This window comes from Pseudomonas palmensis, assembly GCF_017848315.1.
GTDB lineage: Bacteria > Pseudomonadota > Gammaproteobacteria > Pseudomonadales > Pseudomonadaceae > Aquipseudomonas > Aquipseudomonas palmensis.
This window is the reverse complement of the sequence record NZ_JAFKEC010000012.1, coordinates 90,264-110,874: the sequence shown is the minus strand read 5'-3', so window position 1 is coordinate 110,874 and position 20,611 is coordinate 90,264. Positions and strand designations below refer to the sequence as shown.

16 protein-coding genes and 2 pseudogenes are annotated in these 20,611 nt (G+C 62.4%); 8 read left to right on the top strand and 10 right to left on the bottom strand.

Translation table 11 applies throughout. From position 1 onward, the window contains the following. A partial coding sequence (locus JZZ72_RS09975) for an alcohol dehydrogenase catalytic domain-containing protein (RefSeq protein WP_210014400.1) occupies positions 1–968 on the bottom strand: 968 nt, incomplete at its 3' end. Continuing rightward, positions 965–1,465 carry a lactoylglutathione lyase family protein gene (locus JZZ72_RS09970; RefSeq protein WP_210014399.1) on the bottom strand — a complete coding sequence of 167 codons (501 nt, stop codon included), beginning with the start codon at positions 1,463–1,465 and terminating at the stop codon, positions 965–967. The genes JZZ72_RS09970 and JZZ72_RS09975, both read right to left, overlap by 4 nt. Positions 1,466–1,559: 94 nt before the next feature. Between JZZ72_RS09970 and JZZ72_RS09965 the strand changes: the two genes are divergently transcribed. The 4 genes from JZZ72_RS09965 (at position 1,560) to JZZ72_RS09950 (ending at position 7,018) form a co-directional block, all read left to right on the top strand. After that, positions 1,560–2,447 (top strand): LysR family transcriptional regulator, encoded by an 888-nt coding sequence (locus tag JZZ72_RS09965; protein WP_210014398.1) that lies wholly within the window; start codon positions 1,560–1,562, stop codon positions 2,445–2,447. A gap of 469 nt (positions 2,448–2,916) precedes the next feature. Then, a complete protein-coding gene (locus JZZ72_RS09960; protein ID WP_210014397.1) occupies positions 2,917–4,266 on the top strand; it encodes an MFS transporter in 1,350 nt (449 codons plus the stop codon). 21 nt (positions 4,267–4,287) lie between these two features. Continuing rightward, on the top strand, positions 4,288–5,550 hold the full coding sequence (locus JZZ72_RS09955; RefSeq protein WP_210014396.1) for a gallate dioxygenase: 1,263 nt from the start codon (positions 4,288–4,290) through the stop codon (positions 5,548–5,550). A 220-nt stretch (positions 5,551–5,770) separates the two neighbouring features. After that, positions 5,771–7,018 carry an OprD family porin gene (locus JZZ72_RS09950; protein ID WP_210014395.1) on the top strand — a complete coding sequence of 416 codons (1,248 nt, stop codon included), beginning with the start codon at positions 5,771–5,773 and terminating at the stop codon, positions 7,016–7,018. A 14-nt stretch (positions 7,019–7,032) separates the two neighbouring features. Here JZZ72_RS09950 and JZZ72_RS09945 read toward each other — a convergent pair whose 3' ends face one another. After that, the gene (locus JZZ72_RS09945) at positions 7,033–8,226 is read right to left on the bottom strand and encodes a LysR family transcriptional regulator (RefSeq protein ID WP_210014394.1); all 1,194 of its coding nucleotides are present in this window, start codon (positions 8,224–8,226) and stop codon (positions 7,033–7,035) included. A 119-nt stretch (positions 8,227–8,345) separates the two neighbouring features. Between JZZ72_RS09945 and galB the strand changes: the two genes are divergently transcribed. From galB to JZZ72_RS09925, 4 genes are all read left to right on the top strand, one after another. Beyond that, positions 8,346–9,122 (top strand): PIG-L deacetylase family protein, encoded by a 777-nt coding sequence (galB, locus tag JZZ72_RS09940; protein WP_210014393.1) that lies wholly within the window; start codon positions 8,346–8,348, stop codon positions 9,120–9,122. Further along, positions 9,119–9,835 (top strand): 4-carboxy-4-hydroxy-2-oxoadipate aldolase/oxaloacetate decarboxylase, encoded by a 717-nt coding sequence (locus JZZ72_RS09935; RefSeq protein WP_210014392.1) that lies wholly within the window; start codon positions 9,119–9,121, stop codon positions 9,833–9,835. Before galB ends, JZZ72_RS09935 begins: the two co-directional genes overlap by 4 nt. A gap of 2 nt (positions 9,836–9,837) precedes the next feature. Further along, positions 9,838–10,956: a 4-oxalomesaconate tautomerase gene (locus tag JZZ72_RS09930; protein WP_210014391.1), complete on the top strand. Its 1,119-nt coding sequence runs from the start codon at positions 9,838–9,840 to the stop codon at positions 10,954–10,956. A 440-nt stretch (positions 10,957–11,396) separates the two neighbouring features. After that, positions 11,397–12,308, top strand: coding sequence for a LysR family transcriptional regulator (locus JZZ72_RS09925; RefSeq protein WP_210014390.1), 912 nt, complete (start codon positions 11,397–11,399; stop codon positions 12,306–12,308). A gap of 74 nt (positions 12,309–12,382) precedes the next feature. Here JZZ72_RS09925 and JZZ72_RS09920 read toward each other — a convergent pair whose 3' ends face one another. From JZZ72_RS09920 to JZZ72_RS09890, 7 genes and pseudogenes are all read right to left on the bottom strand, one after another. Then, entirely contained in the window at positions 12,383–13,246 is an 864-nt protein-coding gene (locus tag JZZ72_RS09920; RefSeq protein ID WP_210014389.1) for an NAD(P)-dependent oxidoreductase, read from the bottom strand. A gap of 142 nt (positions 13,247–13,388) precedes the next feature. Then, positions 13,389–14,033, bottom strand: coding sequence for an SRPBCC family protein (locus JZZ72_RS09915; protein ID WP_236066254.1), 645 nt, complete (start codon positions 14,031–14,033; stop codon positions 13,389–13,391). Next, positions 14,027–15,040: a zinc-dependent alcohol dehydrogenase family protein gene (locus tag JZZ72_RS09910; RefSeq protein WP_210014388.1), complete on the bottom strand. Its 1,014-nt coding sequence runs from the start codon at positions 15,038–15,040 to the stop codon at positions 14,027–14,029. The genes JZZ72_RS09915 and JZZ72_RS09910 overlap by 7 nt, the downstream gene beginning before the upstream one ends. Further along, a complete protein-coding gene (locus JZZ72_RS09905; protein ID WP_236066253.1) occupies positions 15,040–15,567 on the bottom strand; it encodes an SRPBCC family protein in 528 nt (175 codons plus the stop codon). The genes JZZ72_RS09910 and JZZ72_RS09905 overlap by 1 nt, the downstream gene beginning before the upstream one ends. Before the next feature lie 193 nt (positions 15,568–15,760). Then, positions 15,761–16,629, bottom strand: a pseudogene (yghX, locus tag JZZ72_RS09900) (YghX family hydrolase). 34 nt (positions 16,630–16,663) lie between these two features. Further along, a pseudogene (locus tag JZZ72_RS09895) lies at positions 16,664–18,481 on the bottom strand (tannase/feruloyl esterase family alpha/beta hydrolase). A gap of 1,184 nt (positions 18,482–19,665) precedes the next feature. Next, positions 19,666–20,535: a DMT family transporter gene (locus JZZ72_RS09890; protein WP_210014387.1), complete on the bottom strand. Its 870-nt coding sequence runs from the start codon at positions 20,533–20,535 to the stop codon at positions 19,666–19,668. Positions 20,536–20,611 lie beyond the last annotated feature (76 nt).

Genomic DNA, 20,611 nt, shown 5'->3' with positions numbered 1-20,611 from the left:
ACCCGAACCAATCCCTTGCCGCTATAGCTGCGCGACTGTAAGCCTCTCAAATGAACTGCCAGTTGCTCGAACGGCACCCTATTGAAACTGTCCTGCGCCCACTGCCCCCGCCCTAGCGCTGCGAACATGCGCTCGCCAGCATCGACCAGTTCTTCCCAGGTACGCGCATCGCCATATGGGTGCGACGCTCCAAGCGCCACCTCGTGCAACGACAACGCGCGCGTGAACGGCGCAATCGGCGAGGCCGCCAGCCGATCCTGCACGCACACCAGATGCCCGCTGGTACGCAGTGCCGGCGTCAGCCAGCCCGCATGCTGGGCGTTGACCATGTCGATCACCGCGTCGAAGCGTTCGGGCGCTTGCCAAGGTGCATCTAGCGGGCCTGGCAGGCATTCGCTTACCCCTAACGCCTTCAGCCGCTGCACATGCCGCGGGTTGCTCAGGGCGAAGACTCGCAAGCCGCGTCGCACGGCCAGCTGGATCAGATGATGAGCCACCGAACCACCGGCTCCGCCGACCAGCAGGGTCTGGCAGGCGGCGGGCAACTTCTCCAGTGCCAACCAGGCCGTAAGCCCTGGACACGGCAGGCCGGCAGCGTCTTCCCAACTGACATCGGCCGGGATGCGCAGCACCGCGCGTGCCTTCACCGGCGTGTGTTCAGCAAAGCTGCCATGACGCGCCAGGTCCTGGTGGTAGGCGACACGCTGGCCGATCCAGGCCGGCGACACTCCGTTGCCTACGGCGACCACCACCCCGGCGCCATCGACACCCGGAACATGCCCGGGCTGCCAGTTCACCAGGCCGCCACCCAGCACCTTCCAATCGACTGGATTGAGGCCGATGACCACATTGCGGATCAGCACGTCGCCCGCTTCCGGTTGCGGCAGGAGGCAGTCGATCAGTTGCAGTGCGGCTGGGTCGGCGCTGCCATGCCAAGTGAATGCACGGTGTGTCGTTGCCAACGTCATGAGTGGTAGGCTCCCTCAGAATAGGTCAGCTCATAGCTGTGGCTGTAGATTTCGAGGATATTGCCGAACGGGTCTTCCATATAGACCATTCGATAAGGTTTCTCGCCGGGGAAGTATCCGCGCACCGGCATGCGCTGCTTACCACCCGCTGCGACGATCCTGGCGGCTAGGCCCTCGACATCGGGATCCTGCACGCAGAAGTGAAAGACCCCGGTCTTCCAGTATTCGAAGTTGTTCTCTGGGCGCTGCGCATTGCGGAACTCGAAGATTTCCACCCCAACGCGATCGCCGGTGGACAGGTGGGCAATGCGGAACGAGCCCCAGCCTGCGCCGAACACGTCCGTGCACATCACACCGATCGCGCTTTCATCTTCGCTGATGGTGGTCGGAGGCATGATCAGGTACCAACCAAGCACCTCCGTGTAGAATTTCACGGCGCCATCCAGGTCGGTTACCGACAGGCCGATGTGGGAAAAATTGCGTGGGTAAACGGGCATGACGGTGAGATCCTAAATTGGTTTTCACCAACCCTAACCGTCTCGACGTATAATGGAAATCATGCATGCGTTATCACTATGATAAGAATTTATGATGATTAATCCTCAGTGGTTGAAATCTTTCGCGGTGCTCGCAGAGCTCGGTAACTTCACACGCACCGCCGAGTATCTGGGCCTTACCCAGGCTGCTGTGAGTCAGCACATCCGTAATCTTGAACAACAGTTCGGTACCCTATTCCTTCGACATCATCGTCACGTGGAACTGACGCCGATAGGCAGCGCTTTGCTGGACTACAACCGGGAAATGGAGCGTGCGGGACGCGCACTTGATGCCCGACTGCGCGCGTCTGCACTCGACGTGGGAGATGTAAGCTTTGTAACCCCAGGAAGCATTGGGCTCGCCCTCTATCCGCTACTGCTCGACTACCAACAAGCTCATCCGGGCATCACCGTTCGCCACAGATTCGCTCCCGACACAGAGGTTCTTGAAGCAGTGCTGAGCAACCGTTTCGAGATAGGTCTCCTTACATACAAGCCGGACAACGACAGGATCAAAGCGGAGAAGTTTGCTGAAGAGCCCTTGGAATTAATTTTGCCCGCTGCAACACGGTACGCGGGGTACGAGACACTGGTAGAACTTGGCTTCATCAATCATCCGGACGGAATCGGAATGGCAACGCGCCTGCTCAGCCGCAAGTATCCAGGTTCCCCAAGTATTCGCGAGATTCAAATGCGAGGTTTCAGCAATCAGGTTAATCTGATACTGGAGCCTGTATCACGAGGCCTTGGTTTCACCGTGCTTCCCAGGTTTGCCAAACAAGCGTTCCACAGGCAGGAGGCATTGCAGGTAGTGGAGTGCGGAAATCCTGTCGTAGATACGCTCTGGCTCATCTGTAGATCGGAGTGGCCTCTGTCTTCCAGAGCTAGCCGAGTGGTTGATGAGTTAAAACAGCACTTGGAGGTGGCCTCTCGCCGCGCGTAAATTGCAGGTCAAGCGCACAAAATCAGGCAATCGTTGAAAAGACGAAGACGTCCAAACGCTCTTGTAGACCATTGATCATCGGGATTCGGCTGGGTTGTTACGACTCCGGAACATGCTTTTCGTGAGAGGGGGTGAGGAGAAAGCTGTTTGAGCACTCACCATATACCCGGTGCTGAATTTATCAAATCACCTTACTGCATTATCTGGTCAGGCCACTCGTTGCTCTTTTCCGACTTAGGAGATGTCGTTGAAGAGATTTCCTCCAAACTCAGGTGGATACCGCAGCTACCCCAATAAATAATTTCGATACCTGCTTAAGAAAATCCCGCAAGCGCTTCCTGAACTGGAGGATTACAGTCGCCGTCACGCCGAAGTCCGGCGGGGTGATTTCTGCTGGGCCGTACCGCTTTCGAAGCCTTACGGAAACCAGACGGAATTCACACCAATACAAAAACAAAGGTGACTACCCATGCTCAAGCCTCCTGTCGATGCTCCCATCGATGTAAAAGACTGGATCGACAACCGCCCCATTGCTGCCTATCAGTGGTTGATCCTGTCGCTGTGCTTCCTGATCGTGCTATTCGATGGCTTCGATGTCGCCGTCATGGGTTTTATCGCACCTTCGCTAATGCAGGACTGGGGGCTGTCGCGCGCCGCCTTTGGCCCTGTGATGAGTGCCGGCATGGTCGGCCTTGCCATCGGCGCACTGACCGCCGGCCCCTACGCCGACCGGTTGGGCCGCAAGAAAGTGCTGCTGATCGCGGTCAGCGGCTTCAGCCTGCTGAGCCTGGCCTGCGCCTTCGCCCGCAACCCCTATGAGCTGGCGGTGTTGCGGCTGCTGACCGGTATTGCCCTGGGTGCGGCCATGCCCAACTGCACCACCCTGCTCGCCGAATACCTGCCCACACGCAACCGATCGCTGATGATCACCATCATGTTCACCGGCTTCAACATGGGCTCGGGGCTGGGCGGCTTTCTGTCCGCCTGGCTGATCCCTCTTCACGGCTGGAAATCGGTACTGTTGGCCGGCGGCCTGCTGCCACTGGCATTGCTGCCATTGCTGTGGTGGCTGCTGCCAGAGTCCGCTCGCTTCCTCGCCGCGCGCCAGGCACCGGCCAGCCAGATTGCGGCAGCCTTGGCCAAGCTCGGCGGCCGCTTCGCTGCTGGCACCCGTTTTATAGTCAGCGAACCGACCACGCAGCACAAGGCACCGGCCCGTCAGCTGTTCAGCGAGCGCTACCGGTTTGGCACGCTGGCCCTGTGGCTGACCTATTTCATGGGCCTGCTGGTGATCTACCTGACCATGGGCTGGTTGCCGACCCTGCTGCGTGATGGCGGGCTGTCCATCGAGCGCGCCGCCACCATCACCGGCCTGTTCCAGATCGGCGGCGCAGTGGGCGCAATCGTGGTCGGCTGGATCATGGACCGGCGCAACCCCAACCGGGTCATCGCCATCGCCTATGCCCTGGGCGGCCTGTGCATCGTCTCGCTGGGCGCCCTGAGCCTGGAGTCGAGCCTGCTGGTGGTAGGCGTGGCGGCTGCCGGCTTCTGCATGAGCGGCGCGCAAACCGGCCTGAACGCCTTCGCCCCTGGCTACTACCCAACCGAATTCCGCGCCACCGGCGTAAGCTGGATGCTCGGTATCGGGCGCTTCGGGGCCATTTTCGGCTCCCTCATCGGTGGTGCCGTGCTCAGCCTGGGGCTGGGCCTGCCACTGCTGTTCACCCTCCTCGGCCTGCCGGCATTCGCCGCTGCCCTGGCGATCCTGGCCAACGGCCACGCCCGGCTGCGCACGACCCCCGCAGTAACCGCGCCGTAACCTGTAACAGAGGACTTTCGCATGGCTCGTATCATTGGTGGCCTGGCCGTCTCCCATACCCCGACCATCGGCTTCGCCGTCGACCACGACAAACAGGAAGAAGCCGCCTGGGCGCCGATCTTCGAAAGCTTCGAGCCGATCCGCAGCTGGCTGCAGCAGCGCCAGCCGGACGTGCTGTTCTACATCTTCAACGACCACGTCACCTCGTTCTTCTTTGACCATTACAGCGCCTTCACCCTGGGCGTGGACGAGCAATACGGAGTGGCCGATGAAGGCGGCAACCCACGGGACCTGCCGCCAGTAGGCGGCCATGCCGCGCTGTCGCGGTACATCGGCCAGAGCCTGATGGCCGATGAGTTCGACATGAGCTTCTTTCGCGACAAGCCGTTGGACCACGGCTTCTTCTCGCCCATGTCGGCACTGCTGCCCTGCGATGAAAGCTGGCCTGTACAGATCGTGCCGCTGCAGGTCGGCGTACTGCAGCTGCCGATCCCCACGGCGCGGCGCTGCTACAGGCTGGGCCAGGCGTTGCGCCGCGCCATCGAAAGCTACCCCGAGGACCTCAAGGTGGCGATCGTCGCCACCGGTGGGGTATCACACCAGGTGCATGGCGAGCGTTGCGGTTTCAACAACCCTGAGTGGGACGCGCAGTTCCTCGACCTGCTGGTCAACGACCCGCAGCGCCTTACCGAGATGACGCTGGCCGAGTACGCCACGCTCGGCGGCATGGAAGGCGCCGAGGTGATCACCTGGCTGATCATGCGTGCCGCGTTGTCTGCCAATGTCGAGCGCAAGCACCAGAGCTACTACCTGCCGTCGATGACCGGCATCGCCACCCTGCTGCTGGAAAACCGCGACCAGGCACTGCCGGCACCGGTCAACGAACGTCACCGCCAGCACATGCAGCATCAGCTGGCGGGGGCACAGCAGCTCGAAGGCACCTACCCCTACACCCTTGAGCGCAGTGCCAAAGGCTACCGCCTGAACAAGTTCCTGCACCGCATGATCGAGCCGCAGTGGCGCCAGCGCTTCCTGAGCGAGCCCGAAGCGCTGTACCGCGAGGCAGGCCTGAGTGAAGAGGAAAGCGACCTGCTGCGCCGCCGCGACTGGCGCGGGCTGATCCACTACGGGGTGATCTTCTTCGTGCTGGAAAAACTCGGCGCAGTGCTGGGCGTGTCCAACCTGGACATCTACGCCGCCATGCGCGGGCAGAGCATCGAAGACTTCATGAAGACCCGTAACCAGCAGGTTCGCTACTCTGTGGCCGGCAAGGCGTCCAGCTGATCGACGCAGCCCGCTCCGGGGCCGAGCCCCGGCGCCCTGGCCCTTTGGAATTCCACAAAAACCATAAACGGAATCCGCCCCATGCCCCGACTTACCCTGCCTCCCGCTTGATCGTGTGACGGCGCGCGCCGCGCCGCCCCCGCCGCTCCCTGATTCAACCTGCCCAGCGCCGATGCGCCGCTGCGGGCAGCGCTTCGCCCATCACTGGAGAATAAAAATAATGAAATGCCGCACCCTGTACCCGCTCGTCCCCACGTTTGCACTGGCAGCCAGCCTACCCCTGCAAGCCTCGGCCGAAGGCTTCATCGACGACGCCAAGGCAACGCTGACACTGCGTAACTTCTACATGAACCGCGACTACATGGGCACGACAAACCAAGGCAAGGCCGCGGAATGGACACAAAGTTTCATCCTCGACTTCAAGTCCGGCTTCACCCCCGGCGTGATCGGGTTCGGCGTCGACGTGCTGGGGCTTTACAGCATCAAACTCGATGGCGGCAAGGGCACCGCCGGCACGCAATTGCTACCTGTTCACGACGACGGGCGCCCGGCGGACGACTTTGGCCGTACAGCGCTGGCGGGCAAGATGCGGGTCTCCAAGACCGAACTGAAGGTCGGTGAATGGTCGCCCGCCCTGCCCATCCTGCGCGCCGATGACGGCCGCTCGCTGCCACAAACCTTGCAGGGCGCCCAGGTCACCTCCAACGAGCTGGCCGGCCTGAGCCTGTATGGCGGCCAGTTCCGCCAGAACAGCACGCGCAACGACGCCAGCATGCAGGACATGAGCCTGTTCACCCGCACCGCGTACACCTCGGACCGTTTCAATTTCGCCGGTGGCGAATACCGCTTCAACCAGGAGCGCACCTTGGTCGGCGCCTGGTACGCCCAGCTGGAAGACATCTACCAGCAACGCTACTTCCAGGTGCAGCATCAACAGCCGCTGGGCAACTGGGTACTGGGCGCCAACCTGGGCTACTTCTGGGGCAAGGACGACGGCGGTGCCAAGGCAGGTGAACTGGACAACCGCACCGCTTCGGGCCTGTTCTCGGCGAAGCTGGGTGGCAACACGTTCTACGTCGGCTTGCAGAAGGTCATGGGCGATGATGAATGGTTCCGGGTCAACGGCGCCAGCGGCGGCACGCTGGCCAACGACGCCTTCGGTTCAAGCTACGAAAGCGCCCGGGAACGCTCCTGGCAGGTGCGCCACGACTTCAACTTCGTGGTGCTCGGCATACCCGGCCTGACCCTGATGAACCGCTATATCCACGGTGACAACGTGCACAACGCCAGCACCCAGGACGGCACCGAGTGGGGCCGCGAAAGCGAACTGGCCTATGTGATCCAGTCCGGGCCGTTCAAGGCCCTTAACCTCAAGTGGCGCAACTCAAGCCAGCGCCGGGACTGGGGCAGCACCAACAGTTTCGACGAGAACCGGCTGATCGTCAGCTACCCGCTGAGCCTGCTGTAAAGCACCTGCCGGGCTCATGCCTGCTCGGTGATCACCTGGCGGATACAAGCCATCAGCGCGACCGCCGCCGGTGACTGCAGGCAGCCACTGCGCTGCATGAGGCCGATTGCGCGGGCAGTACCGGGCAGTGCCAGCGGCAGGCGTTGCAGCTCGCCGCTGGCAATCTCGTACGCCAACTGGTGCGCAGACACCGCCGCCAGCATGTCTGAACGCACCAGCAGGCCACGGATAACCGCCAGATCAGCGCTTTCCACCACCGGCCACGGCGCAGCCAAACCAGCGGCGGCGAAGCAGTTGTCGAGCAGCCAGCGGGCCGGCGAGCCGGCCCGCGGCAACACCCAGCGCGCCTGGTGCACGCCCTTGAGCGTCAGGTGTGTGTGCAACAACGGGTGCCCGCGGCGGGCCAGCAGCACCATTTCCTCGTCGATGAGCGGCTCGCCCACCAGGTCGCTGGCATAGTCGTGAGGCCGCAAGGCGCCCAGCACGAAGTCCACATCCCCTACCCGCAATTCGGTTGCCAGCAGGTCGAACGGGCTTTCGTTGGTCACCACCCGGACCTGTGGATGCTGGGCGGTAAAACGCAAAATGGCCTCCGGCAGAATGCGCGAGCGGCCCAACGGCAACGCGCCGACATGCACCACCCCGCGCAGGGTGCCTTGCATCGCACTCAGGTCACTGTCCATGTGGCGCAACTCGTTCAGCGCCCGGCGGATGGGGAAAAGAATGTCCCGGCTGGCCACAGTGGGCTGCAGGCCGCGCGACGTGCGCACGAACAAGGGCTGCCCGCACCCGCCTTCGAGCACTTTCAACGCAGCACTGACGGCCGGCTGGCTAAGGCCGAAGTGCCGCGCCACGGTTTGCATGTGCCGTGTTTCACAGAGTTTCACGAACACCTGCAGCCGCCGCGCCTGAAACAGATACAGGGGCTCGCCCTGCGCGGTGCCCAGCAACCCCGGCACACCGTCCAGTTCCGCCAGCACGCGCTGCGCACGCGGCAGCAGGCACTCGCCATAGTCGGTCAGGCGCATGCCATTGGCATGGCGCTCGAACAGCGGAACAGCGAACCGCGCCTCCAGCTCGGCGATGGCGCGGGTGACCACGGACTGCGCCCGGAACAACACCTGCGTTGCCCGCGAAACGCTGCCCAACTCGGCGACCCCGATGAACGCACGTACTTGCATCAGGTTGGGCAGTTCGACGTCGATCATATGGTTTCCCCCGGCGCCCGGCTCGTGACTGGGGCGACTATGCCCATACCTCGCTTGCCAGGCAATAAATAAAACGCATAACCGTTGCAAGTGAACGCATTAGTGCCGTGCGCAGGCCGATGACATCCTGCATCAACCCCCACTGCAGGAGCCTACGAACAATGAATACCCCACAAAAAGCCGCCCTGGTGGTCAGTGCACATTCCGCCGACTTTGTCTGGCGTGCCGGTGGCGCCATTGCGCTGCACGCTGAGCAAGGCTATGCCATGCACGTGGTTTGCCTGTCGTTCGGTGAGCGTGGCGAGTCTGCCAAGCTGTGGCGCAAGGGTGAAATGACCGAAGCCAAGGTCAAGGATGCACGCCGTGAGGAAGCCATGGCAGCAGCCGAAATCCTCGGCGCCAGCGTGGAATTCTTCGATATCGGCGACTACCCGATGCGCGCCGACAAGGACACCCTGTTCCGCCTGGCCGACGTCTACCGTAGGGTGCAACCGGAGTTCGTCCTCAGCCATTCGCTGAAAGACCCCTACAACTACGACCACCCGCTGGCCATGAACCTGGCCCAGGAAGCCCGCATCATCGCCCAGGCCGAAGGCTACAAGCCGGGCGAGCAGATCGTTGGCGCACCGCCCGTGTACGCCTTTGAGCCGCACCAGCCCGAGCAGTGCGAATGGCGCCCGGACACCTTCCTGGACATCACCCCGGTGTGGGACAAAAAGTATGACGCCATCCAGTGCATGGCCGGCCAGGAACACCTCTGGGAGTACTACACCCGCGTGGCCCTGCAGCGCGGCGTGCAGGCCAAGCGTAACGTGGGCATCACCAGCGCACGCAACATCGTCTACGCCGAAGGCCTGCGTAGCGTGTTCCCACGCGTAACGGAGAACCTGGCATGAGCGGGCTGATCGGCAAGACAGGCATCGTGGTCCGCAACATTCCTCGCGTCGATGCCCATGTGGTCGATGCCCTGGGCCGGCTCGGTGTGGCCACGGTGCATGAGGCCCAGGCTCGCAAGGGCCTGCTGAATACCGGCGTGCGCCCAATCCAGCAAGGTGTGGCGGTGGCCGGCAGCGCAGTAACCGTCCTGGTGGCCCCTGGCGACAACTGGATGTTCCATGTCGCCGCGGAGCAGTGCCGCCCTGGCGACATACTGGTGGTCGCGCCCAGCTCGCCTTGCAGCGATGGCTACTTCGGCGACCTGTTGGCCACCTCTCTCAAGGCTCGCGGCGTGCGCGGCCTGGTCATCGACGCCGGCATCCGCGACAGTCAGACGCTACGCGAAATGGGCTTTGCCGTGTGGTCCCGCGCCATCAACGCCCAGGGTACGGTGAAAGAGGTGCTGGGCTCGGTGAACCTGCCCTTGCTGTGTGCCGGGCAGCTCGTCAATGCCGGTGACATCGTGGTCGCCGACGATGACGGTGTCGTTGTGGTACGCCATGACGAAGCCGAGGCGGTACTCGACGCCGCCACCCAGCGCGCAGAACTGGAAGAGCGCAAGCGCCTGCGCCTGGCCGCTGGCGAGCTGGGCCTGGATATCTACGAGATGCGTCCGCGCCTGGCGGCCAAGGGATTGCGCTATGTCGACCACCTCAGCGACCTGGACGACTGAGCATGGGCCAGACCCGCATACCTTGCCTGCTGATGCGCGGCGGCACTTCCAAGGGCGCGTACTTCCTGGACGCCGACCTGCCCGCACCCGGGCCGCTGCGTGACCGCGTGTTGCTGGCGGTAATGGGCTCGCCCGATGCCCGGCAGATCGACGGCATCGGCGGCGCCGACTCGCTCACCAGCAAGGTCGCCATGATCCGCGCCTCACAGCGCGATGATGCCGACGTCGACTACCTGTTCGCTCAGGTGGTGGTAGACGAGGCGCGGGTGGACTATGGGCAGAACTGCGGCAACATTCTGGCCGGCGTAGGACCGTTCGCCATCGAGCGCGGCCTGGTGGCCGCCAGCGGCTCGAGCACGCCGGTGCGCATCTTCATGGAGAACACCGGGCAGATCGCCGTCGCCCAGGTGCCGACCATCGATGGCCAAGTGGACTATGCCGGCGATACCCGCATCGATGGGGTGCCGGGCCGTGCGGCGGCGCTGGTGGTGACCTTCGCCGACGTGGCTGGCGCCAGCTGCGGCATGCTGCTGCCCACCGGCAACAGCCGTGACCGTGTCGACGGCGTGGACGTCACCTGCATCGACAACGGCATGCCGGTGGTGCTGCTGCGTGCCGAAGACCTTGGCGTGAGCGGCTACGAGCCCTGCGAAATGCTGGAGGCAGACAGCGCACTGAAAACGCGCCTGGAAGCCATCCGCCTGCAACTGGGCCCACGCATGAACCTGGGCGATGTCAGCCAGCGCAATGTCCCGAAGATGTGCCTGCTGTCGGCACCGCGCAACGGCGGCACCATCAATACGCGCTCGTTCATCCCGCACCGCTGCCATGCGTCCATTGGGGTGTTTGGCGCGGTGAGTGTCGCCACTGCCTGCCTGATCGAAGGATCGATTGCCCAGCCCCTCGCCAGCACGTCCGGCGGTGATATTCACCGTTTGGCGGTGGAACATCCGAGTGGTGAATTTACGGTGGAAATCAGCTTGGAACATGGGGTGATCAAGGGGTGCGGCTTGGTGAGGACGGCGCGTTTGCTGTTTGATGGGGTCGTGTGTATTGAGCGTCATATCTGGAGTGGACGGGAGAACCGGCCACGTGGAAACGAAACAACACGTGGGAGCTAGTGCTAAGCACATGGATTTTGTGCAGCAAAATTGTGCGCTCGGCTTCTCCCGATGAAAAAACACAAATACCAGTGGCGTCCAATGACCGCTGCATCCATGCCGCGGACCTTGCCAAGGCGGCGCAAATTCAAGGCCGTGCGTAGGATAAGTCGGTACGCCCTCGTCGGAGGTGAACTGCGTCCAGATGAAATGAACAAGTATCCTCTCTGATCATCATGCTGCTCTCGTGTGGCGCAGTAAGAAAGCAATTCTCGACACGCAGTTTTCGCTGCGCGTGCAAAATGGGCGTTCAACAGCGGCGGCACGAATCAGCAAGAGGGAGAAGCTTCTTAAGGCCGTTGCGTGCCCTTCCCCTATTTCAGTTCTTAAAAGTCATACTTGATCTGAAAGGCAGCATGGAGATATAAGTTAGGTCATTTTACCAACTTATATGCATAAGCATGAAAGATATCAGAACACTGGATCTCAATCTGCTCAAGGCCTTGGACGCATTGCTAGACGAATGCAATGTGACTCGCGCGGCCACCCGCCTTGGCGTGACTCAGCCGGCAATGAGCGGCATGCTGACACGGCTGCGCGAGAACTTCGAAGACCCCTTGTTCGTGCGTGCGCAGCGCGGGGTCGTACCGACGCAGCGCGCCCTGGAACTGAGAGCCCGGCTCAAGCAGGTCATCAGCGAAATCGGTGCCTTGCTCCAGCCGCCAGTCTTTGACCCCTCGACCGCGCAACTAACGTTTACCATCGCAGCGACCGATTACGCGCTGCGTGCCGTCGCGCTGCCGCTCCTGACTGCTCTCAAGTTGCAAGCACCACACGTCCAAGTCGCTCTTCTGCCGGTCGATGACAAACAGGTGCGGGCGCAACTCGAATGCGGTGATATCGACTTGGCCTTGGTGACCCCCGAGAGCACTCCTCCTGGTCTGCATGCCCGGAACCTGTTCGAGGAAAACTATGTCTGTGTGCTGCGCGAAGGGCACCCCGCCATGGACGGGCATAAGCGTCTGACGGTCAACCAGTTGTGCGCATTGGATCATGCACTTGTTTCGTATACAGGCGGCGGGTTCCGTGGCGTGACCGATGAGGCGCTCGAGAAGCTGGGCAAGCAGAGGAAGGTTACGCTGTCGGTAAAAAGCTTCCTGATCCTTCCCGAGATCCTGCGAGCCAGCGATATGGTGGCGATCTTGCCGAGTCGGCTGGTCGCCGGCATGGCTGGGTTGGCGGTGTTCGATCCGCCCATTGAGGTGCCCGGTTTCACCAAGGTCGCTGCCTGGCACGAACGCACGCATCGGGACGCGGCCCATCGCTGGCTGCGCGAACTAATGTTCCAGACGTGCGCCGACCGAAGGGCTTGAACGTCCAGGGCCGCTTGGGACGGACAGAGCGTTGGAACGCACCTGGTATTGCCCTGTGCGAGCCACGCCGGCGCCTACTCCGTGAAAAGGCGCACTACCCCGGTCATGTTCTGCCCGGCCAGTCCGCGCGCGATGGCCTGCTGGAATACGCCCTGCGCCGCAGCGATGGTCGGCGCCGCCTGCGTCGATACAGCCGCCTGCAGGGTGTAGCCGAAGTCCTTCTCGATCAGCTCGATCGGGAACTGTGGGGCGAAGTTGCCGGCCACCATGCTACCGGCGAGATAGTGCGCCACCGGCGCCCAGACCGAGGTGCCGGAGATGGCGCCCAGTGCCCTCTGCACGTTGACGCCGTTGCGCCGCAGCAGGCCGATGATCTCGGCCAGCGCGGTGACCTGGATGCCCAGCAGGGCGTTGGTGGCCAGCTTGGTCAGCGCGCCGTCTCCCAGCGCGCCGACATGATGCACGGCCGAGCCCATGGCGGCCAGCACCGGACGGGCGCGCTCCAGCACCTGCGCGTCGCCGCCGGCCAAGTAGACCAGTTGACCGGCCTCGGCCTGCGGACGCGAGCCGGATACCGGCGCCTCCAGCAATGCAGTGCCACGCGCGACGGCCTGCTGGCCCAGCTCGCGCACCCATCGCGGAGTCAGCGTCGAACTCTCGATGGCGATCGCGCCCTCGGCCATGCCTTTCAGCGCGCCACGCTCGGCATCGAGCCAGACGTCGCGCGAGGCCTCGTCGTCGCGCACCATCGCGATCACGAACTCGGCGCCGTCCGCTGCGGCCCTGGGCGTGGCGGCTGCCATGGCACCGGCGGCGGCCAGCGCCTCGACTGCGGCAGGGCTGCGATTCCAGACGGTCACCTGATGGCCAGCCTTGATCAGGCTGGCGGCCATGCGCGATCCCATCGCGCCCAGGCCCAATACGGCAATCTTGCTCATAATGTTTTCCTTTGGTCTATATGGATGGGCGATGCGAGGGCATTCCCGTCCAGGCATCGAACCGGGATCACGCTAAATAGCCCGGCCAGTTTCTTGGCGTGCAGCCAGACAAGCACTACTGGGCACAGAATGCGGGTAATCGTCACCTTGCCTTGTTTTTGCGAGCGGCATCGACCAGACCTATCAACCAATCCTGATGGCCGTTTATCATGATGTTTGGCTTGCTGGCGGCTAGCTCCTGCGCCGGCTTGCCTTTCTGGCTTTCCTGCGTGAGCACGCGCACGCGGCCGCCGGGCAGATCCTCGACCAGCCAGGCGTGGATCACGTCGAGCCGCTCGGCGCTGCTTTCCTCACCAGCCCAGCCGTGCCAGGCCACCCGGCCCGGCTGGCCGTTGGCGGGGGGCACGTATTCGGTGACCTGCGCCTCGACCGGGAAGCCGAAGGTCTTGAAGAAGAAGCTGTCGCCATCGGCCAACACCGGGCCTTTGCCGTCGTAGAAGCGCACGTCGGCCGAGTTGGCGTAGTAGCTCGGCCACTTCGTCGCGTCGGCCAGCAGCGGCCACACGTCGGCCGCGCGAAGCCCGGCGACGATCACTTCATTGGAGACGAAGTTGTTCGTGGTACCGGGCAGATAGCCTTCGGGCCAGACGATGGCGTTCTGCATGCCCGTGGCAACGGCATCGCCGGTACTGTGCGGCGCCGCACAGCCTGGCATGAGCGTGACGGCCAGGGCCGCGATCAGCCCGGCCAGGAAAGCACTTGGGCGTTTCAAATCGAGCCTTACCATTCGACCACCACCTTGCCGAAGTGGGCGCCGCTTTCCTGGAAGCGGAAGGCCTCGGCCAGTTGCTCCAGCGGGAAGCTGCGGTCGATCACCGGGCGGATGCCGGTCTGCTCCAGCGCCGCCACGTAGTTCTGCTGATCGCGGCGGCTGCCGACGATCAGACCTTGCAGGCGTGCCTGCTTGGCCATCAGCACCGCGGCCGGCAACGCGCCCTCGCGGCCGGTCAGCACGCCGATCAGGGCGATGTGGCCGCCGACGCGCACGGCCTTGATCGACTGCGCCAGCGTGCCCGGCCCGCCGACCTCGACTACGTGGTCAACGCCGTGGCCGCCGGTCAGCTCCAGTACGCGCTTGCCCCAGTCGGGCACCTGCCGGTAGTTGATCAGTTCATCGGCACCGAGCGCACGGGCGCGCTCTAGCTTGTCGTCGGAGGACGAGGTGACGATGACCCGTGCGCCCATCGCCTTGGCGATCTGCAGCGCGGCAATCGACACGCCGCCGGTGCCCAGCACCAGCACACTGGCGCCGGCCTTGAGTCGGCCATCGACCACCAGCGCACGCCAGGCGGTAAGCCCGGCGGTGGTGATGGTAGCCGCCTCGGCATGGCTCCAGCCACGCGGGGCCAAGGTAAAGTCGGTAGCTGCGCGCACGGCGACTTCGGTGGCATAGCCATCGAGGCCATCGCCTGGCGTGCCGCGGAAGTTGCCGACAGCCTCGAACGGCAGGCCGTCGGCCCACTGCGGGAAGAAGCCGGAGACCACGTGGTCACCAGGCTTGAACTCGCTCACACCCGCGCCCACGGCCTCGACCACGCCGGCGGCATCGGACATGAGCACCCGGCCGTCGTCAGCGGGAATGCCGCCGTTAGCGACCAGCAAGTCGTGGAAGTTCAACGAGGTGGCGTGCACGGCGACGCGGATCTGGCCTGGCCCGGGTTGGCCGGGATCGGGCAGTTCACCGACTTCGAGGCGATCCAGCCCACCCGGCGCACGAACGACGACGGCCTTCATTACTTTGTCTCCTTGGCAGCGCGAGCAGCGGCCACCAGGCCATCCAGCCAGTCCTGATGTCCGTTGATCATCGGGTTGGGCTTGGCGACGTGCAATTCGGCGGCCGGTTTGCCCTTCTGAGTTTCCTGAGTGAGGATGCGCACGCGGCCGCCGTCCAGGTCTTCGACCAGCCAAGCGTGGTGCACGTCCAGGCGGTCGTCGGCGCCGATTTCGCCGGCCCAGCCGTGCCAGGCCACGCGACCGGGCTGGCCGGCCGCCGGCGGGACGTACTCGTTGCATTGCGCCTCGACCGGGAAGCCGAAGGTTTCGAAATAGAAGCGATCGCCGTCTGCCAGCACCGGTCCCTTGCCGTCGTGGAAACGCACGTTGGCAGAATTGGCGTAGTAGCTCGGCCACTTAGCCGGTTCGGCCAGCAGCGGCCACACGTCGGCGGCGCTCAGGCCGGCGACGATGACCTCGTTGGAAGCGAAGTTCTCGGTGAAGCCCGGGACGTAGCCTTCGGGCCAGTAGATTGCGTTCATAGTCATGGAAATACTCCTGAAATCGATGAGTAGAGCCGTTCGGCTCGTTGTTGCTTTTGCGGCGACACAGGAGGCATTTCTCGCTGCGAAGCCTCTCGGCATGAGTACTATGGTGGTGGCCAAACAGAAATAAATCCAATCCTATGTTTTTATTTTTTACATCATTAAAACTAATATCACGAAGATACGATACGACCACTCAGCTCAGGTAACGTTGGAACCACGCGAGGGAGCGATCCCAGGCCAGCTTGGCGGCCACCTCTTCGTAGCGCGGAGTAGAGTCGTTGTGAAAGCCGTAATTAGCCCGGATAGGCATGGCCTCATAAGTCTTGCCGGCCGCTTTCAGGGACACCTCGTAGGCCGGCCAGGTGGCGTTGACATTCGGGTCCATCTCGGCGAAATGCAGCATCGGCGCCTTGATGCGCAGTACGTCTTCCGGCTTGGCCTGACGGCCGTAGAACGGCAACGCCTCAGCCGACTTCGGGTAAGCCACGACCGCCGCGTTGGTGACACCGCCGCCATAGCAGAAGCCGGTGATGCCGATCTTGTCAGTGGTTAGCTCGTTTGCTTGCAGGTATTCGATCGTGGCAAAGGAATCATTCATAAGCTTTTGCGGATCGACCTGCTGCTGCAGGCGCCGACCTTCGTCGTCCTTTCCGGGATAGCCGCCGACCGAACTCAGACCGTAAGGCTCCGTCGCGAGGAACCCGGCCTTGGCCAGGCGCCGCGCCACGTCTTCGATGTATGGATTCAGGCCGCGGTTCTCGTGCACGACGGCCACGCCGAGCACCCGGCCGGTCGCACCAGATAGCCGCGCACCTCACCGTGGCCGTTCGGCGAAGGATAGCGGATGTACTGGGCGCAGATCTCCGGATCAGTGAAAGCGATCTGCTGCGCGAGCTCGTAGTCCGAGCTCAGCGAAGACAGGATCGCGGCGACTATGAGCCCCCCGACGGCGAACTTCGCCGCAAGGTCGAGGAAGTCGCGCCGGGTCAGGCGCTCATGCACGTAACCGTCGTACAGTTCCAGCCGCTCGGGGTCGAAGTCCTTGGCAGTGAGTCGGTTCATGTCCGCCTCCGGGACGGTGGTGGTACGGCTGGCACTACTGCGCCGCCGGTTCGTAGGGGATGAAGAAACCGGCGCCTGCCCAGTCGGGAATGACGAAATCGATGGCCGGGCCGCGTCGATAGCTCGTGACAAGCGTGGCATCGCCCTGACCGTCCCAGGCCGCTACGTAGGGCCATGGATACACTGGGCGACTGCGCTCGACCGCACCCGCCGAGGCGACCGTGGGCCCGAGTGCGGCGGCCTGCGCACCGGGCGCCGGAGCTGGGCGCTCTCCCATGCCGCGGCGGCCGCCCGCGCCGCGCGGCGCACCGAAGTTGCTGGCGGCGGCCTGCGCCGGCCTGCGCGCTTCGATGGAGTCCGGTGCTACGCCGCCCTCGACCCATGCCAGCATCGGCGTGAGCAGGTCGACCAGGTGCGGCCCTTCGCCGTTGGCGCAGTGGTACATGCCGGGCAAGACATACAAGCGCGCGAAGGCGTCCGTGCCTTCGGCGCCCATGAGCTGCCGTACAGCCGTGTAGTATGCGATGCTGTTGAGCGGCGAGATGTGCGGATCAGACCAGCCGTGCCAGACGATCAGCTTACCGCCCCTGCCGGCGAAGGCCGACAGGTCGGGATTGGTGGCGTCGAATAGGCGATGGCGTACGCGCAGCCGGTCGAAGGTAGCTAGGTCGAATCGCATGTCGGCCAGGGTGAACCCGGGCGCCGGATCAGTCTCGAAGGCCATGTGGCGCAGCACCGGCAGGCTGACCTTCTCGCTGAAGATCGTATCGTCAGCCGACTGCGGCACGTAGACGCCAGCCCAGGCCAACTCCGAGCCAGGCTGCGGCCCGCCGGCAGTCAGTGCCTTGCCGGTGGCGGCATCGCGCGGGCCGGCGTAGAACTTGCGCGCGACGTCCACCTCGGCCGCTGTCAGGCAGGCCGAGGTATCCGCCGCGTCGGCAGGGCATTGCACCGTCTCCGGGTCGAAGCGGCAGGCCAGCGGGTTAGCGATCAGCCCGTCCTCCAGCCCGTCGAGTGCGTCGCAGGCATCCACCACCGCGCGGTGCAGGATAGGCAAGCGATCGGCCAGTAGGATCGGCTTGTCGTCCGCGCCGGTGTTGGCGCGTGCCTGCCAAGCATGGAAGACGGCGTTCTGCGCCATGAAGTTCAGCGCGCCGGCGCCGGCGATGATGCCGTCGAAGTCGTCCGGATAGCGCTGCGCCTCGATCAGCGCCTCGCGGCCGCCGTCCGAGCAGCCGGTGAAATAGGCGTACTTCTGCGGCTGCCCGTAGAACGCTTCGATCAGCGCCTTGGCCACGACAGCGGTCAGGTGCTGGGCGCGATGGGCGAAGTCGGCGCGCTTGACCGGGTTCTGGCCGAACGAGCCATCCTGATCCTGGTGGCCCATGTCGGTGGCGGCAAGCACGAAGCCGCCGCTGTTCAGCGGCGCGCAGCCATCGGCGGCGCCGACGTTTCCAGCAATGCTACCGCATAGGCCACCGCAACGGATCTGCAGGTAGCGCTGCGTCTAGCTTGCGGTCGGTAACTGCATAGCGAAGTTGATCGCCGGGGCGAGCGTGCCTTCGACCGCGCAGACGGCAATGCCCGCCTGGGTGGTGGTCTCGATCGCTGCGGTGATAGTGCTGCCCGCGCCGCCGATGGCGGTCAGGTCGACGCCGGCCAGATCAGCACAGGTTGCCTTGGCTGGGACCACACCGAGTGCTACGGGGCCGGTCCCGGGCTGCTCGGCGCTGGTCGTGGTCGTGGTCGTCAGATCAGCGCGGGCGGGAAGCCCGAACACCACAGCCGTGACGAGCGCGACCAACCTAAGTGTTGCGAGCGAAGAACCGTTCTCTGTCAGAATACGGGGCATGGTAGAACATCCTTATTTGATGCGGTGGCAAGTCGGTACGGAGCGGGAAAGGAAAACCCGGCGCGTCAGCTCAGTTCGTAACGCCTGCCTTCGACGCCGGTGCCTACCCACAACAAGACGCTAGTGATGCGGGGGGAGTGCGGGCCTAGCGGCCTTAGCCCCGCACGTCCTCGCTGCCGGTACGGGTAATGACGTCGGCCAAGATAGCCATGGGATAGAACTGGGGAGACAACGAGCCCCCTAGCGCGGGTGCGGCTGGTCCCGGCCCACTTCACGGCCACCGCGGGGCTTTACCCGGAGCATATCGCGCTCTTGGAGCATCCAATATGTTAGAGCTCCAGCACTGCGACGATCGGGACTTTCTTGCGCCTGCCCTTTCGTTTTGTATTCATCAGCGAACCTGCACTAGTGATTTGCCGGAGAAATTCCTGCCGCGCAGTTGCCCAAGCAGGTACGCCAGCGAGTCGGAATCGCACATCACGCGGGGCTCATCCTGCTACCGCCCCTCTGCGAACTCTTCCAGCCTCCGTTCGCTGTCGGTGGTCACCTGCTGCCACGCTGCGTCGACGCCGAGCCCGTGAAAGTGTGACTTTATGCATCGACAGCTTCAAACGGAAGGGTTCGCACGGCCACAGCGGCGCATGTTGCTGGATGGAGTGTAGATGACCGTTAGCGCCAAGCGCACCGGCCGTGCGGGTCGCTTAGTGCCGCCGATGCTGGTGATAGAGCAATTGTGAGGGCGCGTGCACATCGGGGTAATCGAATGAGGCAAGCCGCTATATACGTCTTGGCTAACTAACAAGCCGCGATGTCCATTGTTCGCCCGCACAACCTGGTGCTTGATAACCCTGAGGGCATGTCTCGCTTCGATCAGCGGCGAGGAGTGAGGCAATAAGATACGGGATGAGCAACCCTGTTGATAATGGATAGCGAAGACATGCTCTAATTTCAAACCAGTCGGTATGTCCCGCGGAGAACTAAGTATGTTACGGTAGCTCAATGCAATGTCAACTGTGCCCATGCTGATCTCAAGCCTTACAACTCGCCGACCGCCTCTACTTCACAAGCGGCCGCGTAAAACGCAATCATCTAACTAGATCTACTACAGAGGAATTTATCCCAACAATCCCACTTACAGTTAGCAAATCTACCCGAGCGTAACGTAATTCAAACCGCCTAGTGCTCTAGGCGCTTTTAGGCCTAAAGACTTCAGCTATTAGTACGCCTAAAATGGACAACCCGCCGCCCACCAAAACGCTGACAGTCATTTTTTCATCCAACAAAGCAACAGCGAGAAGAGCAGTGGTGACAGGAACTAGATTAAAAAACAAGGAAGCCCTCGCAGCTCCAATTTTAGAAATACCATGCATCCACAAAAGCGGGGCAAAAATTGAAGCCGCCACACCGGCAAATGCTATATAGAAGCTTGACTCAGCGCTTATCTGATTTTTTGGAGTCACAACAAACAAAGGAAGAAGCACTATTGTTGCCACCACCGCCTGAATATAGACCGATTGTAAAAGCGGTACATTCAGCCTCCACTTATGAACATAAAATCCGTAAAAGGAAAACGCCAAGGTCGCAACGAGCATTAGAAGGTCTCCTCGATTGATCCCATGCTCGACAAAGACGATAAAATCACCTCGAGAAACCACTACTACAACACCCACTGCAGAGACAACCACACCTAATATGCCTCCGACACTGACCGCACTATTAAGAAAAGCTACAGAAAGGATCAAGGCCATTATCGGCATTAGAGACTGGATGATCCCCATGTTGGTCGCTGTTGTATAATGCGCGGCATAGTAAGCCAAACACTGAAACACTACCCCACCCAAAAATCCGAGGACGCACAGTTTGGGAAGACACGATTTTAGCACATGATAATCGATGATAATCGACTTAATGACGACAGGCGTTAGAATCAATGCAGCAACTAGCCAACGGTAGAAGCCGATTTCGACTGGAGATAGAACATTTGCACATAGCTTAGTGATAATCGTGTTACTCCCCCACAAGAAAGCAGCTATCACTGGATAAAAATAGTTCACGCAGTTTATCCCTATAAGATTTTTTGCTATTATGAAACGTAAGCCATCCGACGAAAATCATTCAAACACGACAATT

Coding starts and splice junctions, on each gene's coding strand:
- JZZ72_RS09945 (WP_210014394.1), bottom strand. CDS start 8,226: ATGATCGACGTCGAACTGCCCAACCTGATGCAAGTACGTGCGTTCATC.
- JZZ72_RS09965 (WP_210014398.1), top strand. CDS start 1,560: ATGATTAATCCTCAGTGGTTGAAATCTTTCGCGGTGCTCGCAGAGCTC.
- JZZ72_RS09915 (WP_236066254.1), bottom strand. CDS start 14,033: ATGGTAAGGCTCGATTTGAAACGCCCAAGTGCTTTCCTGGCCGGGCTG.
- JZZ72_RS09925 (WP_210014390.1), top strand. CDS start 11,397: ATGAAAGATATCAGAACACTGGATCTCAATCTGCTCAAGGCCTTGGAC.
- JZZ72_RS09935 (WP_210014392.1), top strand. CDS start 9,119: ATGAGCGGGCTGATCGGCAAGACAGGCATCGTGGTCCGCAACATTCCT.
- JZZ72_RS09910 (WP_210014388.1), bottom strand. CDS start 15,040: ATGAAGGCCGTCGTCGTTCGTGCGCCGGGTGGGCTGGATCGCCTCGAA.
- JZZ72_RS09930 (WP_210014391.1), top strand. CDS start 9,838: ATGGGCCAGACCCGCATACCTTGCCTGCTGATGCGCGGCGGCACTTCC.
- JZZ72_RS09955 (WP_210014396.1), top strand. CDS start 4,288: ATGGCTCGTATCATTGGTGGCCTGGCCGTCTCCCATACCCCGACCATC.
- JZZ72_RS09920 (WP_210014389.1), bottom strand. CDS start 13,246: ATGAGCAAGATTGCCGTATTGGGCCTGGGCGCGATGGGATCGCGCATG.
- galB (WP_210014393.1), top strand. CDS start 8,346: ATGACATCCTGCATCAACCCCCACTGCAGGAGCCTACGAACAATGAAT.
- JZZ72_RS09960 (WP_210014397.1), top strand. CDS start 2,917: ATGCTCAAGCCTCCTGTCGATGCTCCCATCGATGTAAAAGACTGGATC.
- JZZ72_RS09905 (WP_236066253.1), bottom strand. CDS start 15,567: ATGACTATGAACGCAATCTACTGGCCCGAAGGCTACGTCCCGGGCTTC.
- JZZ72_RS09970 (WP_210014399.1), bottom strand. CDS start 1,465: ATGCCCGTTTACCCACGCAATTTTTCCCACATCGGCCTGTCGGTAACC.
- JZZ72_RS09950 (WP_210014395.1), top strand. CDS start 5,771: ATGAAATGCCGCACCCTGTACCCGCTCGTCCCCACGTTTGCACTGGCA.